Origin of the sequence: Streptosporangium sp. NBC_01755, assembly GCF_035917995.1 — a bacterium.
GTDB lineage: Bacteria > Actinomycetota > Actinomycetes > Streptosporangiales > Streptosporangiaceae > Streptosporangium.
Window position 1 is genome coordinate 4,173,757 of the sequence record NZ_CP109131.1, and the last position, 14,579, is coordinate 4,188,335.

General features: G+C 68.2%; 12 protein-coding genes. 10 read left to right on the forward strand and 2 right to left on the reverse strand.

The window, feature by feature from the left end:
* Positions 1-59 precede the first annotated feature (59 nt).
* From OG884_RS20025 to OG884_RS20065, 9 genes are all read left to right on the forward strand, one after another.
* The gene (locus OG884_RS20025) at positions 60-581 is read left to right on the forward strand and encodes a TRAP transporter small permease subunit (protein WP_326635049.1); all 522 of its coding nucleotides are present in this window, start codon (positions 60-62) and stop codon (positions 579-581) included.
* On the forward strand, positions 581-1,879 hold the full coding sequence (locus tag OG884_RS20030; RefSeq protein ID WP_326635051.1) for a TRAP transporter large permease: 1,299 nt from the start codon (positions 581-583) through the stop codon (positions 1,877-1,879). Before OG884_RS20025 ends, OG884_RS20030 begins: the two co-directional genes overlap by 1 nt.
* Before the next feature lie 82 nt (positions 1,880-1,961).
* Positions 1,962-2,540 (forward strand): FAS1-like dehydratase domain-containing protein, encoded by a 579-nt coding sequence (locus OG884_RS20035; RefSeq protein WP_326635053.1) that lies wholly within the window; start codon positions 1,962-1,964, stop codon positions 2,538-2,540.
* A gap of 3 nt (positions 2,541-2,543) precedes the next feature.
* On the forward strand, positions 2,544-2,984 hold the full coding sequence (locus OG884_RS20040) for a MaoC/PaaZ C-terminal domain-containing protein (protein ID WP_326635055.1): 441 nt from the start codon (positions 2,544-2,546) through the stop codon (positions 2,982-2,984).
* A 67-nt stretch (positions 2,985-3,051) separates the two neighbouring features.
* Positions 3,052-4,233 (forward strand): acyl-CoA dehydrogenase family protein, encoded by a 1,182-nt coding sequence (locus OG884_RS20045; RefSeq protein WP_326635057.1) that lies wholly within the window; start codon positions 3,052-3,054, stop codon positions 4,231-4,233.
* Positions 4,234-4,271: 38 nt separating this feature from the next.
* On the forward strand, positions 4,272-4,661 hold the full coding sequence (locus tag OG884_RS20050) for a Zn-ribbon domain-containing OB-fold protein (protein WP_326635059.1): 390 nt from the start codon (positions 4,272-4,274) through the stop codon (positions 4,659-4,661).
* A gap of 4 nt (positions 4,662-4,665) precedes the next feature.
* Positions 4,666-5,865, forward strand: coding sequence for an acyl-CoA dehydrogenase family protein (locus tag OG884_RS20055; protein ID WP_326635061.1), 1,200 nt, complete (start codon positions 4,666-4,668; stop codon positions 5,863-5,865).
* Positions 5,866-5,867: 2 nt separating this feature from the next.
* Positions 5,868-7,049 (forward strand): lipid-transfer protein, encoded by a 1,182-nt coding sequence (locus tag OG884_RS20060; RefSeq protein ID WP_326635063.1) that lies wholly within the window; start codon positions 5,868-5,870, stop codon positions 7,047-7,049.
* Between the two features lie 92 nt (positions 7,050-7,141).
* The gene (locus OG884_RS20065; protein ID WP_326635064.1) at positions 7,142-8,029 is read left to right on the forward strand and encodes a haloalkane dehalogenase; all 888 of its coding nucleotides are present in this window, start codon (positions 7,142-7,144) and stop codon (positions 8,027-8,029) included.
* A gap of 219 nt (positions 8,030-8,248) precedes the next feature.
* On the opposite strand, the gene OG884_RS20070 is transcribed toward OG884_RS20065, so the two are convergent.
* Positions 8,249-9,682, reverse strand: a complete 1,434-nt coding sequence (locus tag OG884_RS20070) for an Ig-like domain-containing protein (protein ID WP_326635066.1) — start codon at positions 9,680-9,682, stop codon at positions 8,249-8,251.
* Between the two features lie 230 nt (positions 9,683-9,912).
* On the reverse strand, positions 9,913-10,737 hold the full coding sequence (locus tag OG884_RS20075) for a hypothetical protein (RefSeq protein WP_326635067.1): 825 nt from the start codon (positions 10,735-10,737) through the stop codon (positions 9,913-9,915).
* A gap of 1,706 nt (positions 10,738-12,443) precedes the next feature.
* On the opposite strand from OG884_RS20075, the gene OG884_RS20080 reads away from it, so the two are divergent.
* Positions 12,444-14,132, forward strand: coding sequence for an ABC-F family ATP-binding cassette domain-containing protein (locus tag OG884_RS20080; protein WP_326635069.1), 1,689 nt, complete (start codon positions 12,444-12,446; stop codon positions 14,130-14,132).
* The last annotated feature ends 447 nt before the right edge of the window (positions 14,133-14,579 follow it).

Here is a 14,579-nt window from a genome sequence, read left to right on the forward strand (position 1 = left end):
TGGCCTCGGCCACCGGCGAGCTAGCCGGTCCCCATAGAAGAGATGGAATGAGGTGAAACATGCTCCGGACAAGTATCGAGGCATTGAATCGAATTATGGGGTGGATCGCCTTCGCCGCGGCGGTCCTCCTGATGGTGATCACGGTCGTCGGCGTGGCCTCCCGCTGGGTTGGGCTTCCGCTGCTCGGGGTCGACGAACTCATCGCGCACACCATGGTCGTCCTGATCGCGTTCTCGCTGGCCTACACCCAGTCCAAGCGCTCCCACATCTCGGTCGATCTCATCGTGGAACGCCTGCCGGCCCGGGTGCAGGCCGTTTTCAACACGGTCGGCAGTCTGCTCATCACGGGCATGGCGTTCACCATCGCCTGGATCTATGCGCAGGAGAACCTGGTCAAGGACGGCTCGGCCTCCATCTCCACGGGCCTGCTGAACATCCCGGCACTGCCGTTCAAGGTCGTTCTCGCGCTGGGATTCGCATCGTGGAGCCTGACCGCGCTGGTCCAATTGCTTGACCTACGGGCGGTGCCGGCGCATGGCGCGGAACGCGGGCCCGACGCTGACGTGGAGGCGAGTCACTGATGCCGTTGGAAATTATCGGCGCCGTGGTCCTGATCGCGATGCTGCTGCTGATGCTGGCGCGCGTACCGGTGGCCGTCTCCATGGCGATTCCCGCCATGATCGGGATCTACTATCTCTCCGGTTGGGAGGTGTTGTCGGCCGCGGTCAACTCCATCGTCTGGCAGCACACCCTCAGCTACTCGCTGGTGACCATTCCCATGTTCCTGCTCATGGGCGAGATACTGCACGTCTCCGGCATCACCGGCGAGCTCTACCAGGCATTTCGGGTCTGGACCGGGCGGATGCGGGGTGGACTGGCGGTGGCATCGATCGCGGCGTCCGCCGGGCTCGCCGCCGCCTCGGGATCGAGCATCGCCACGACCGCGACCATGGGCACCGTCTCCTCGAAGGAGATGCTCAACGCCGGTTACGACAAGGGCCTCGCCGGTGGGGCCATCGTCGCCGGGGGCGGCCTGGGGATCCTCATTCCCCCGAGCACGGTGCTGGTCATCTACGCGACGCTCACCGAGCAGTCCATCGGCAAGCTTCTCATCGCGGGCATCCTCCCCGGCATCATGCTGACCTTGCTCTTCATTCTCACGGTGGTGATCAGCGTCGGGTTCAACCCGCGGCTCGCGCCCGCCGGTCAGCCTAGTTCGTGGTCGGAGCGTCTGAGCTCGCTGAAGTACGTCATCTGGGTGCTGGTTCTCTTCGCCGTGGTGACCGGTGGAATGTACTCTGGCCTGTTCAGCCCGACCGAAGCCGCGTCGTTCGGGGCGCTCGCGGCGACCGTGATCGTCGCCCTGCGCAGGTCGATCGGCTGGAAGCAGTTTCTGACCGCGGTCACGAGCACCGTCAAGACGGTCGGGTTCGTCTTCGCGATCATCATCGCCGGCTTCATCCTGAACTACTTCCTCGCCATCACCAGGCTGCCCATCACGATCTCGGAGTACATCGGCGGCCAGACATTTCCGCCGGTGCTGCTCGCGGCCGCGCTGCTGCTCATGTACATGTTGCTGGGGTGCGTGATGGACGCCCTCGCCATGCTGGTCGTCACCCTCCCCATCGTCTTCCCGATCGTGCTCGCGATGGGATGGGATCCGATCTGGTTCGGCATCGTGATGGTCATCGTGATCGAGATGGGGATGATCACACCGCCGATCGGAATGAACTGCTTCGTCCTTCATGGCGTGGCCCCCGAGCTGGGCCTGAATCGGATCTTCGCCGGCGCGATTCGGTTCGTCATCCCGATGTTGATCGCGCTGATTCTGCTCTACGCCTTCCCCCAGATCGCGCTGTTCCTGCCAGGAAAGATGTAGCGATTCCGCGAGCGGGTGAATGGGAGCAGATCGCTGAAAGGACGCCGCACCGGGGGTGCGGCGCATCGCTAGGAGACGATTGATGGATGTCGAAGACGTGAGCAGCCGCCTCCTCGCGGCGGCGGCTCCGCACCTGAACAACCCCGGCCCTCGTCGCTGGTCCCCCCGGCCGATCGAAGTGTCGGCGGTGTGGAACTTCTGCGAAGCGGTGGAGGACGGGAATCCGGTCTACTGGGACCACGAGCGCGCGACCAGTTCGCGGTTCGGGCGGATGATCGCCCCGCCGCAGGCGCTCTGGGCGCTGAGCATGCGCAACTGGTGGCTGCCGGAGTACTTCCGTGACCGGGATGACCTCGTCGGACTGGGAAACGACAGCATCCCCTCAATGATCGCACGGCAGATCGTCCAGGACTTCGGCTTCAACACGGCGACGAACGTGACACGCAGTGAGGAGTACCTTGAGCCGTTCGGCCCCGGAGACGGTCGGCTCGGGCAGTCCGAGACTCTCGTCGGCCTGAGCGGGGTGAAACGCACCCGGGTGGGCATGGGCGTTTTTCTCAACACGGAGATCGAGTTCGTCACGGAGAAGGACGACCGCCTGGTGGCCCGCGCCCACAACACCTTGTTGATGTACCAGCCGTTCGCCGCTGAGGAGGCCTGAGTAATGGTGCGAGCCGAAGCGGTTTCACACGCGGAGATACCGGACGGGATGGAGCTTGCTCCGCTGCGGATCGCGGTGACCGCCACCACGTTGGCGAAGGACGTGGCCGGGACCCGGGACCTGTACCCGATTCATCATGACCACGAGTTCGCCAAGGCGGCGGGCGCTCGGAACATCTTCCTCAACACGATGTGGTACCAAGGCGTCCTCGGCCGCTACGCGACCGACTGGGGCGGCCCCGAGTCGTTCGTCCGGCGGTTGTCATTCGAGATGCGGGCCACGAACTGTCCGGGTGACACCCTCACCGTGCGCGGCACGGTCGTAGGCACCTCGGTCACCGATGACGAGACGCTGGTGAACCTCGACGTTCGCATCGACAACCAGTTGCAGCAGGACACGGTGACGGCGCGGCTGACGCTTGGGCTGCCGCGGCCCGCGCAGTGACCCGAGCGCCTTTGTCCACCAATCCCCGACCGCGCCGACGCGGTGGGCAACGTCAAGGAAATTCCCCGTGTTTCTCAGCTACACCGACGAGCAACTCGAGCTTCAACGCGAGCTGGACGGCTACTTCGGCGACCTGCTCACCCCGCAGGTGCGGGCCGGCCTGCGGGCCGAGCCACGATGCGGGCCGACGACGCGGCGGCTACGGCGGCGGCTGGGTCGGGACGGCTGGCTGGGCGTGAGCTGGCCACCCGAGTTCGGCGGGCGCGGCATGTCCGTCCTCGCCGAGCAGGTCGTCTTCGACGCGGGCTACCGGGCGGGCGTCCCGCTGCCGTTCCTCGGGCTGAAGACGGTCGGCCCCACCCTGATGGCGTTCGGCTCCGCCGATCAGAAGGCGCTCTACCTTCCGGCGATCGTCGCCGGGGAGGTCGAATGGGCGATCGGATACTCCGAACCCGAGGCCGGCAGCGACCTCGCCGCGCTGACGACCCGAGCGGTGCGCGACGGCGACGAGTACGTCATCAACGGCAGCAAGATCTTCACGACGGGCGCGGACACGGCGGACCACATCTGGCTGGCGGCTCGGACCGGGCCGGTCGAGGCGCGGCATCGCAATCTCTCGGTGTTCATCGTGCCCACCGGTAGTCCGGGTTTCAGCGCCACGCCGCTGCCGGTCATGACCGACAAGCACACCGCGTTCAGTTTCTACGAGAACGTGCGGGTGCCGGTGGCGAACCTGGTCGGCGCCGAGAACGACGGATGGAAGATCATTACGAGCCAGCTCAACCGAGAGCGGGCCGGAATCGCGGCTCGATCCGGGAGCTGGTCGCAGCAGGCGTTCGACGATGTCGTCACCTGGGCCCGCGAGCACACCACACCCTCGGGGCGCCGGATCATCGATCTGCCGTCGGCTCGGATGCCGCTGGCTCGGGCCTGGACCCTCGTCGAGGCGATGAAGCTGTCGACCTGGCGGGTCACCGCCGCCCTGGCTGAGGGAACGCTGACGGCGGCCGAGTCATCCGCCGCGAAGGTCCTCGCGACAGAGGCACATCAGGAGGTCGCCCGGCTGCTGCTCGAGGTCATGGGGCCGGCGGGCGCGCTCAAGGCCGGGTCACCCGGGGCCGAGCTGCAGGGGCGGGTCGAGCAGGAGTACCGCACGGCTGTCCTGTACACCTTCGGCGGCGGGAACAACGAGATTCAACGAGAGATCATCGCATGGACCGGGCTCAACCTACCTCGGGGGACGAGATGAGCGACCCCACACCGCCCGCACCTCGGCGGCCACAGCCGTTGATCGACCAGGAGAACGAATTCTTCTGGGAAGGCGTCAAGCTGGGCGAGCTGCGCGTGCAGCAATGCGACGCATGCCGGTGCCTCATCCACCCGCCCCTTCCGCACTGCGCCTCGTGCGGGTCGTTCGATCTGGGACACCGCAGCGTCTCGGGGCGCGGAACCGTTTACAGCCATGCGACCGTTCACCGGCCGCTGGTGCCACCGTTCACCGAACCATATTCGGTCGTCGTGGTCGAGTTGGCGGAGGGAGTCCGGTTGGTGTCTCAGCTCGTCGGCGTCCCGCCGGGCGACGTCGCCATCGGACTTCCGGTGGAGGTCGAGTTCACAGAGGTGGAAGAGGGGCTCACGCTGCCGCTCTTCCGCCCGATTCACGGTGAGAGCGGTTGAGTTGATGGACTTCAGTCTGAGTGAGGAACAGCGGGCGATCCATTCGGCCGCGGAAAGCATCTTCGGTCCCCGCTCCGCCGCCTCGGCCGGCCACCAGGCGCCTCCCGGCCCGGCCGAGTCGTTCGACTCCGAGGCCTGGGCCGACATGGCGAGGGCCGACCTGCTCGGTATCGCGGTCGGCGAGGAGTTCGGTGGATCCGGCCTCGGTCTTCTCGAGGCGTGCGCCCTGCTGCGGGCGCAGGGTAACCACCTGATCCGGGTTCCCGCCGGTCCGGCCCTGGCCGTCGCGGCGCCCGCGATCGAACGGTTCGGATCCGGCGCCCTGCGCGAGTCGGTCCTGGCCCGAGTGGTGACGGGTGACTGCATCCTGTCCACCGCACTTGTCGAAGCCGGGGCGCACGATCCATCCGACGTCGGAGTGTCGGCGCGGCCCGGCCCGGCGGGGACCTGGCTGGTCACCGGTGAAAAGATCTGCGTACCGTACGCCGGGCTCGCGGAGCGCATCCTGACCCCGGTCCGCACCCCGGATTCCGGGATCGCCGTCGCCGCCATCGATCCCGGCGCGGCCGGTGTCCGGTTGACGCCGCAGCAGGCGACCCACGACGAGCCGGTGTACCAGGTCCGCTTCGACGACGCGGTGATCGGTGAGGGCGACATACTCGGGCGCGGGGCGGAGGAACGCGCGGAGGCGTTCAGCTGGGTCCTCCAGCGATCCACGGTCGCGGTCTGCGCGCTGCAGCTCGGAGTAGCGGAGCAGATCCTGGCGATGACCACTTCCCACGTCTGTGAGCGGCGACAGTTCGGACGCCGGCTCGGCGCCTTCCAAGGGGTCGCGCTGCGCCTGGCCGACGCCTATCTCGCGGTGGAGTGCATCCGGAACAGCATGTGGCAGGCCGCCTGGGCGTTGTCGGACGGACGCGATGCCGCGCAGGCCGTCAGGCTGGCCAAGTACTGGGCCGCCGAGTCCGGCCAGAAGCTCGCGGTGATCGGGCAGCACCTGCACGGTGGGGTCGGTGTCGACATCGAGTATCCGTTGCACCGCTACACCCTCTGGGCGAAGTCGCAGGAACTCAGCCTCGGCTCGGCCCACCCGATGTTGGACCAGATCGGACGCCACCTGGCCGACGCCGGCACAGCGGCGGTGGGGCCCAGCCCCGGCGACCCGTACCGGCCGAGCGGTGTCGAACCGGCGGAGATGAGCTGACGATGGAACAGTTGAGGGACAAGGCCGCGATCGTCGGCATCGGACAGACGGAGTTCTCCAAGAACTCGGGGCGCAGCGAACTGCGGCTGGCGATCGAGGCCGTGAAGGCGGCGATCGCGGACGCCGGACTTCGACCCGAGGACGTCGACGGGCTGACCACGTACACGCGTGACTCGAGCCAGGAAATCGACATCGCCAGAGCGCTCGGTCTGGGGCCGCTGACCTTCTTCTCGCGGGTGGGTTACGGCGGCGGTGCCTCCTGCGCCGTGGTGCAGCAGGCGGCGCTCGCGGTGGCCGCCGGCGTGGCCAAGACCGTGGTGATCTATCGTGCGATCAACGCGCGCTCCAGCCGGCGATACGGGGCCGGGCGGCGTTCGCACTCCGCCTCGGCTGAGGGATTCGACTCGGTGATGAGCTGGGTCGCCCCGTACGGGCTGTTCACGCCGGCCGGTTGGGTGGCGCCGTTCGCTCGGCGGTACATGCACGAGTTCGGCGCGACGAGCGAAGACTTCGGGCGGGTGAGCGTCGTGGGGCGCAAACACGCCGCGCGCAATCCGAATGCCTGGTTCTATGACAGGCCCATCACCCTGGCCGAGCACCAGGCCTCGCCGTGGATCGTGGAGCCGCTCCACCTGCTGGACTGCTGCCAGGAAAGCGACGGCGGCGTCGCCATCGTGGTCACCAGCGCCGAGCGGGCGCGAGAACTCACCGACCGGCCCGTCATGATCAGGGCGGTGGCCCAGGGTGCCGCGGCCGACCAGCACATGATGACCAGCTACTACCGGCCGGACGAGCAGATGGTGGAGCTGCCCGAGATGGCGCTCGTGGCGCGCCAGCTCTATTCGGCCGCTTCCCTGGGCCCGGAGGACATCCAGGCCGCGATCATCTACGACCACTTCACACCGCTTGTCCTACCGCAACTGGAGGCCTTCGGCTTCTGCGGCAGGGGAGAGGCGAAGGACTTCATCCGTGACGGTCACCTGGAACTGGACGGCCGGCTTCCGACCAACACGAACGGCGGCCAACTCGGTGAGGCCTACATTCACGGCATGAACGGAGTGCTCGAAGCCGTACGACAGATCCGCGGATCCTCCTGCAACCAGCTCGCCGAGGTGGAGCATGTCCTGGTCACCGCCGGCACCGGGGTGCCGACGAGCGGCCTCATCCTGGGGCGGGACGGATGAGCGCAAGGGTGATCGCGCCACTTCGCCAGGCGCGACGTGTGCCCGTGTGACCGCCGTATCCCCCGTCCGTTTACCGTCCTTGGAGGAATGGCATGCCGCTTTACCCGGACGCCTTCGGAACAAAGAAGACCCTCACCGTTAACGGCAGCCGCATGACGTACGTGGAGGAGGGCGAGGGGGACGCGATCGTGTTCCAGCACGGCAACCCGACCTCGTCGTATCTCTGGCGCAACGTCATGCCGCACTGCCGGGGGCTCGGGCGGCTCATCGCGTGCGACCTCATCGGCATGGGCGACTCGGACAAGCTTTCCCCGTCCGGGCCCGACCGGTATCGCTACGCGGAGCAACGCGACTACCTCTTCGCTCTCTGGGACGCCTTGAATCTGGGGGACCGGGTCGTGTTCGTCCTGCACGACTGGGGGTCGGCCCTGGGCTTCGACTGGGCGAACCGGCACCGGGACCGCGTCCAGGGCATCGCGTACATGGAGGGCATCGTCACGCCGGTCACCTGGGACGACTGGCCCGAGAACGCGCGTCGGGTCTTCCAAGGCTTCCGCTCCCCGGCGGGCGAGGAGATGGTGCTCGAGAAGAACACCTTCGTCGAGCGGGTGTTGCCGGCCTCGGTCATCAGATCGCTCACCGAGGCGGAGATGAACGAGTACCGGCGGCCGTTCGCCCGGCCAGGCGAAGATCGCCGTGCCACGTTGACCTGGCCGCGACAGATCCCGATCGACGGCGAGCCGGGCGACGTGGCCGAGGTGGTGCGGGACTACTCCGCGTGGCTGAGCACGAATGACGTGCCGAAGCTGTTCGTCAACGCCGAGCCCGGCTCGATCCTGACCGGGCGACAGCGCGAGTTCTGCCGAAGCTGGCCGAACCAGCGCGAGGTGACCGTGCGGGGAAGTCACTTCATCCAGGAGGACAGCCCCGACGAGATCGGCCGGGCCGTGGCCGAGTTCGTTCGCGAACTGCGGCGGTGAGCACGCCAGGCGCGCCGGCGAGGTGCCGGCGCTATCGCCGGCCCCTCGCCGGCGATAGCGCTGGGCACGCCGGCCATGCCGGCGTGTCCGGATCCTGACCCGGGAACGCCGGACATGCGAGAAGAGCCCCGCCACCGGGCGGGGCTCTTCTCGCATGTCCGGCTGTCCACGGCCATCACCGGGGATCCGTGGATGCCCAGGTCAGATGCGCGTCGGCGGTCAGCCGGCCTTTCGCGCAGCACAGGTCGGCGCCTCGAATACCACGCCGTCCAGGAAGTTACCGGCCGTCGGGGTGCCTCCCGCGGCCGACACCGACTCGAAAGCGAATCGTGTGGTGGTCTGTCCCGGAGGCACGACGTACACCCCGGTGTAGTGGCGCCAGGCGGTGTCGTCGTCGGAGATGTCCGGGGAGGAGGCCCCCGTAGGGATTTGAGCCACGGTCGCGCCTGGTGCGCCGATGAGCACCCGCATCACGTCGGTACCGAGGCGGCCTCGGTGATACAGCGACCAGGTCATCGGTGTTCCCGGAACGGTGGGCAGATCCTGGTAGAGCGTGGAGACCTGGTTGGCGTTGAGTTCGGCGAACTGCTGGCCGTCGGCTGCCGGGACCCCGCTCGCGCCGCCGCGCCAGAACTCCAGCTTGTTGTCGGTGGCGGTGGTGTGCCAGCCGACGCTCGGGTTGACGGAGGCGTCGGGGATGGAGTAGTCGATCGTGGCCACGGGTGGTGTCTCGAAGCTGCCGTTGGCCAGGTTGACCGGTGTGTAGTCACAGATGACGGTGACGGTGACCGTGGCGGTGCTGGTTCCGCAGGCGGTGGTGATGGTGTAGGTGAAGGTGTCGGTGCCGCTGAAGCCTGCGGCGGGTGTGTAGATCACGTTGCCGCCGGAGATCGTCGCGGTGCCGTTGCCGGGCTTGGTGACGCCGCTGATCGTCGGTGCGGTCGCGGTGTCGTTGGCCAGGACGGGCACGCTGACGGGTGTGCCCCGGGTGACGGTGGTGGTGGCGCTGTCGTCTACGGCCCTGGTGGGCGAGATGGACTGCCCGCCCACGATCTGGATCGGGGGGGCGGCCGTGTTGTTTCCGAGCTGGCCCGGAGCGGCGAAGACGCTGCTGATCCCGGTCGGCCGGATGGTCATGCTGCGCCCGATGGTGCCCTGCCTGACCTGGAAGGTGATGACCTTCGCAGGTGGGTCGGTCTTGGTGCCCGGCGAGGTGATCGACAGGGTGTTACCACTGATGGTGCCGGTCCCCGACTGGCCGATGACATCGGCGTTGGCCAGCAGCGACGACAGGTCCCAGGTGGTGGTGTAGCTCCTGACCAGCAGCGGCCACTGGGCCGTGCGGTGCGCCAGGGTGAGGGTGAAGGTGCCGCCCGGGGTGATCTGCCCGCCCCACAGGGACGGGGCGGTGTTGACGGAGATCGCCCCGCTGCCCAGCCGCATGCCGAACGCGTTCTTCCAGTAGTACTCGACGGGGTAGGCCGCCTGCCCTGGCCGGACACAGGGCGCGGCGGCGGCCTGCGCAACGGCCTGCCGCCCCGTGGTGGCGGCCTGCGCACCGGTGTCGGCCGCCACCGGCGTTCCCGATGTGACCAGCAGCGCCGCTAGGGCGCAGGTGAGCGCGGTGAGCGCGGATCTGGATCGTTGTGACATCAACACTGAACTCCACTCTGTCGCGAGGGATGCCCTCGTAGATCGACTTCACGATGAAGTTACTCTGCGTGTTCGATCTGTTGCGTCAGATGTTGAGTTGGGTGATCTCCGTGTCGCGGTAGCTGTCAAACCGATTGAGACATCAGGCTACTTGTGGTGTTTGTGCTGAGGTCTCGGGCCTTTCTCAACCCCGGCGAGGAGCGACGCCCGGTTCACCGGTGATCCCGGACCTAGCCCCTGCTGCCGCCCCGGACGGTTGGCTCGCGCTTTCCCACGCTCTCCACCTTGCTCGCCGGAGGAGCCTTGACGGTCACCCGGCTGCCCCACCCGGTGTAACGGGTCTCAACGCTGAGCTGCCTGTCCTCCGCCACTGCCGCACTGACGTGGGTGCTTCCCGGATAAACGGTGACCAGTCGCTGGGGGAGTCGGTCGGAGCCCAGGGTGAGCCTGAAGCGCAGCACCGCGGCCTTACTGTCCTTGGACATCCTGACCAGGCTGACGTTCCGCAGCCAGGGGGAGATCTTCTCCAGCGCGCCGAAGCTGATCGTGCCCGAGTAGGTGCGCCCCGTTCGCTTCCCCTTTGTGATCAGGGCCTTCAGGGTCGCTGGTTCGGCCACGTTCACCAACTGGCCGTACCAGCCGCTGAAGCCGGCGCTCATGCCGTTCGGGTGTTTGATCCAGGTCTTGCCTTTCGGCGGTGCCCAGGGCCCGCCGGAGTAGTAGCTGGTGGTGCCGATCCTGATCGTCCGCTCCGGTCTGTCCAGCGCCCACGGGATGATCTCAGATGTCTCTGGGGCGTCAGTGGTGCGCTTCGCGCTGACGTCGGAGGCGACGATCCCGGCCCTGCCGAACTGGAAGGAACCGGTGCGCTTGAAGAAGGATGTGTTCCCGGTGAACTCGACCAGAGTGGTGACGTCGGTGAACTTCACCCCCTTGCCCGCGACGAACTGGCTCTTCAACGCCTTGACCGGATCCGCGGCGGCGGCTTGAACAGGGGTCACGGCCACGGACGTGGTGACCAAGGTCGCGGCGATACACGCGATCACTCGCTTCACGGTGATTTCCTCTCAGCCCGTACGGGAAGGGAAATCCTGCCGGGCCTTGATCACGAACGCGTCTCGTAACGTGTGGCTCCACCGTCCGGCTCCTTCCCCGTAGGGGACGGGCAGGGTGGCGTCGTGTCCGGGGAGTCCGAGAACAGCGTCATCCGCGCCGAGTTCCCCGTGAACTACGCGCAGTTCTACCTGCTCGACGGCAACAAGTATCGAACCGCGCATCCAGAACCGGGAGCACCTGGAGAGTCAAGCGCGGGCATTCTGCGAACCGTGCGCGGAGGGTGTGTCCAGTTAACGACACGCCCGGGAATGTGGATCTACGGGTGCATGGGGGTTGCTTTAGATCACCCTGGAGGTGGCCGCGAGGATCGGGAGGGCCTGGGGTGGCGCTTCAGCGGACTCTCTCGAGGGGACCGTCGCCTTTAGGCGACGGGGGAATCGGGAGCGGGAGGGTCGCCCAGGCCCGAGCGTATGGTGACCTGTCAGGTCTGCGCATTCCGCGTCGCCTCTTTTCGAGATTCGATAGGGAACGGGTGTGTCCAGGGTTGCGTCCACGGACGTGGTGTACGAGCATCCGAATCCGGTAAGCCGGTCACGGTGGAAAAGCGCGGTGTCGTCCGTGGGGAAAGCGCGGCGAGGGGGGTGGAGTGGTTCAGGGCCGCTCGTTGGTGTCGCGTCGTGCGGGGTCGAAGGTCAAAAGCGCGCCGAGGACCGTGGAGTGGCCCCAGACCGCTCATCGGTACGGGTCCGCCGCGGTGCGGCAGGATTCGGGGCCGCTCCTCGCCGACGCCTCGCGCGGGGCTCTCGCCGTGCGGGGCTCTCGCCGTGCGAGGTACGAAGGTCCGCGGGGCGTCCGGTCAGAGGTCGCCCTCGGCCGGGTGCGGGGACGAATCGGGCCTTCCACCACGAAAAGCGGCCCATCCGAGGGGGTGGGAGTGGCGCTTTCCTTGATCTGGGTGAATCCGCACGCCCCCAGCGTGCCAACTCACCCAGATCATGGAAAATCCCCGATCGTCACCACCACGGCCCCGCCTCCACGCCCGCCATGACCCGCTTTGCCCCCTTCCGGAGCTCCACCGGCCCGCCCCCGGTCACCCACACCCGGCCAACGCCCGCCACCACCTCGCACGATGCGTTACCGGTGAGCGGCCCTGAACCACTCCACTGCCCTCGCCGCGCTTTTGACCTTCCACCTCGCACGATGCGTTACCGGTGAGCGGCCCTACACCATTCCACCGCCCTCGCCGCGCTTTTCCCCACGGACTACGCCGCGCTTTTCCCCACGGACGACGCCGCGCTTTTCCCCACGGACGACGCCGCGCTTTTCAACGGTGATCAGCCAGGCGCGACGCAGGTACCGATCTCAAACACTCGTACACCACCTGCGCGGACGCAACCACACCCGATGCAATTGCTCACAGAATCCAGGCGTGATGACCATCAGCGATGGCCGACGAGTTCTGGGCCGTGTCGCGCGCCACGAGCGGGCGAAATCCGGATGAGCGGGGGCGTCGGGGCTGCTAACGTGACCGTCATGGCACGAGGTATCTGGTCGCAGAAGATCCGCTCCGCCCGCTGACGGCGGCGCCTTCTTCCTGCTGAATCCGCGCTCGCCGTCCCGGTTCCCGCCGGGCGGCCGCTTGCTGCTGCCCGGCTCCACTGCGAGCTGCGGAGCACCGTTGAACCTCACCCCGAATTCCGAAACCATGTCCCTGCCCGTCGAGGCGGGCGATGGCGCACACGTCCGCGCCACGAGCGTCACCGTCACCCGCGGGTCCCGGCGTGTCCTGAACGACGTCTCGATCACTGTCTCCGCCCGGTCGAGGGTCGCCGTCGTCGGCGAGAACGGCCGTGGCAAGACGACGCTGCTGCACGTCCTCGCCGGACTGATCGCGCCAGACGAAGGCACCGTGCACCGGGCCGGCACGATCGGCCTGGCTCGCCAGGAGCTGTCCGCGCGAGATGGTGAGACCGTCGCCACCCTGACGTCCGAGGCGCTGGCCGCGTCACTCGCGGCCCTCGGCGCGCTGGAGGAGGCGACCCTCGCCATGACCGAGGGCGATCCCAGTGCCGACGACCGCTACGCCGCCGCACTCGACACCGCCACCCGGCTCGACGCGTGGGACGCCGAACGCCGCATCGACGTCGCCCTCGAGGCCCTCGGCGCTTGCACCGACCGCGACCGTCCATTGGTGATGCTGTCGGTCGGCCAGCGCTACCGGGTGCGGCTGGCGTGCCTGCTCGGCGCGCGGCACGACGTGCTGCTGCTCGACGAGCCGACCAACCACCTTGACGCCGGCGGGCTGGACTTCCTGACCCGCAGGCTGCGCGAGCACGATGGCGGCCTCGCCGTCGTCAGCCACGACCGGGCGCTGCTGCGCGACGTCGCGGACCGGTTCCTCGACCTCGACCCGACCCGCGACGGGAAGCCGCGGCTGTACGCCGGCGGCTATGACGCCTGGCAGGATGCCCGGCGTCGCGAGCGGGAGCGCTGGGAGCAGGACCACGAGCAGCAGCAGGCCGAGCACCGGCGGCTGCAGGAGGCGGTGTCGAAGGCCCGCGACCGGCTCTCCACCGGCTGGCGGCCGGGCAAGGGGACCGGCAAGCACCAGCGCCAGTCCCGCGCACCGGGCGTCGTGCAGGCCCTGAACCGCCAGCAGGATGCCCTGCAGGCGCACCGGATCGACGTGCCGGAGCCGCCGCCGGCGTTGCGGTGGCCGAACCTGGGCGTCCGGCCGGGGGCGCCGCAGTTGCGTGCGCATGGCATCGCCGTCGACGGGCGGCTGGCCGGTCCGGTCGACCTCGCCCTCGACGGGGGCGACCGGCTGCTCATCACCGGACCGAACGGCGCCGGAAAGTCCACGCTGCTCGCGGTGCTGGCCGGTTCGCTCGAGCCCACCGACGGGCACGTCCGGATGGCGAAGGGGGCACGGATCGCCCGGGTCACCCAGGAGACCGCCGAGCAGGACCCCGCCGAGCAGGACCCCGCACTCACCACCCGCGAGGTGTATGCCCGCCATGTGGGACGGCTGGTGGCCCGCGAGGCACTGCGCAACGCCGATGCCGTCCCGCTCGGGGCGCTTGGGCTGCTGGACTCCGATGCGATGCGCACGCCGGTCGGGCGGATGTCGCAGGGACAGCAGCGGCGCCTCGACCTGGCGCTCGCGCTGGCCGGGCGGCCCGGCCTGATCCTGCTCGACGAGCCGACCAATCACCTGTCGCCGGCGCTGGTCGACGAGCTGACCGACGCGATCCGCGACACGAGCGCCACCGTCGTCGTCGCCACGCACGACCGGCAGCTGCTGCGAGACCTCGCCGACTGGCCGCGCCTGGAGATAGGCGAATCTCCAGCACCGGGTGTCCGATCCTGCGCGACCCGTTCGTCAGGTGAGTGATCACTACCGTCGTCGTCATGGCGAGGACGGTCGGGGTGATGGCCCGGGTGGCCTACGGCACCCGGGCCAGGCCCGGAGCTCCTAGGGGCCCAGTAGTACGCCTGTCGTTAAGGAAGGTGCGCTACACGTCGAGAGCGGAAAGGAGCGGGTAAGCCCCTTTCCTTTCACGTTCGCCAGACGCCCGGGCACCGCGCCATGAACCGGAAGGGGATGGCCTGCCCCCTGGTCTGGTCGGCGGTGCCGGTCAAGTGCAGGTCGAGCTCCGGACAGTGGAAGAGCCAAGTCCCGGTGGCTCCCGAGTGGCCGACGCGCGTGACAGGGCGGCGCTCCGGTGACATGAGCCGACCGACCTTGAGGAACATGGTGCCCAGTCCGTACCGGAGGACGGGGATGTTGCGCAGCCGGTTGCGCCGCTCGGTGAGCAGCTCCAGTGAGCGGGCGTCATTG

Bases quoted from the DNA above. Each gene is read 5' to 3' on its own strand.
- OG884_RS20030 (WP_326635051.1), top strand. From the start codon at position 581: ATGCCGTTGGAAATTATCGGCGCCGTGGTCCTGATCGCGATGCTGCTG.
- OG884_RS20080 (WP_326635069.1), top strand. From the start codon at position 12,444: ATGTCCCTGCCCGTCGAGGCGGGCGATGGCGCACACGTCCGCGCCACG.
- OG884_RS20060 (WP_326635063.1), top strand. From the start codon at position 5,868: ATGGAACAGTTGAGGGACAAGGCCGCGATCGTCGGCATCGGACAGACG.
- OG884_RS20040 (WP_326635055.1), top strand. From the start codon at position 2,544: ATGGTGCGAGCCGAAGCGGTTTCACACGCGGAGATACCGGACGGGATG.
- OG884_RS20035 (WP_326635053.1), top strand. From the start codon at position 1,962: ATGGATGTCGAAGACGTGAGCAGCCGCCTCCTCGCGGCGGCGGCTCCG.
- OG884_RS20070 (WP_326635066.1), bottom strand. From the start codon at position 9,682: ATGTCACAACGATCCAGATCCGCGCTCACCGCGCTCACCTGCGCCCTA.
- OG884_RS20055 (WP_326635061.1), top strand. From the start codon at position 4,666: ATGGACTTCAGTCTGAGTGAGGAACAGCGGGCGATCCATTCGGCCGCG.
- OG884_RS20065 (WP_326635064.1), top strand. From the start codon at position 7,142: ATGCCGCTTTACCCGGACGCCTTCGGAACAAAGAAGACCCTCACCGTT.
- OG884_RS20025 (WP_326635049.1), top strand. From the start codon at position 60: ATGCTCCGGACAAGTATCGAGGCATTGAATCGAATTATGGGGTGGATC.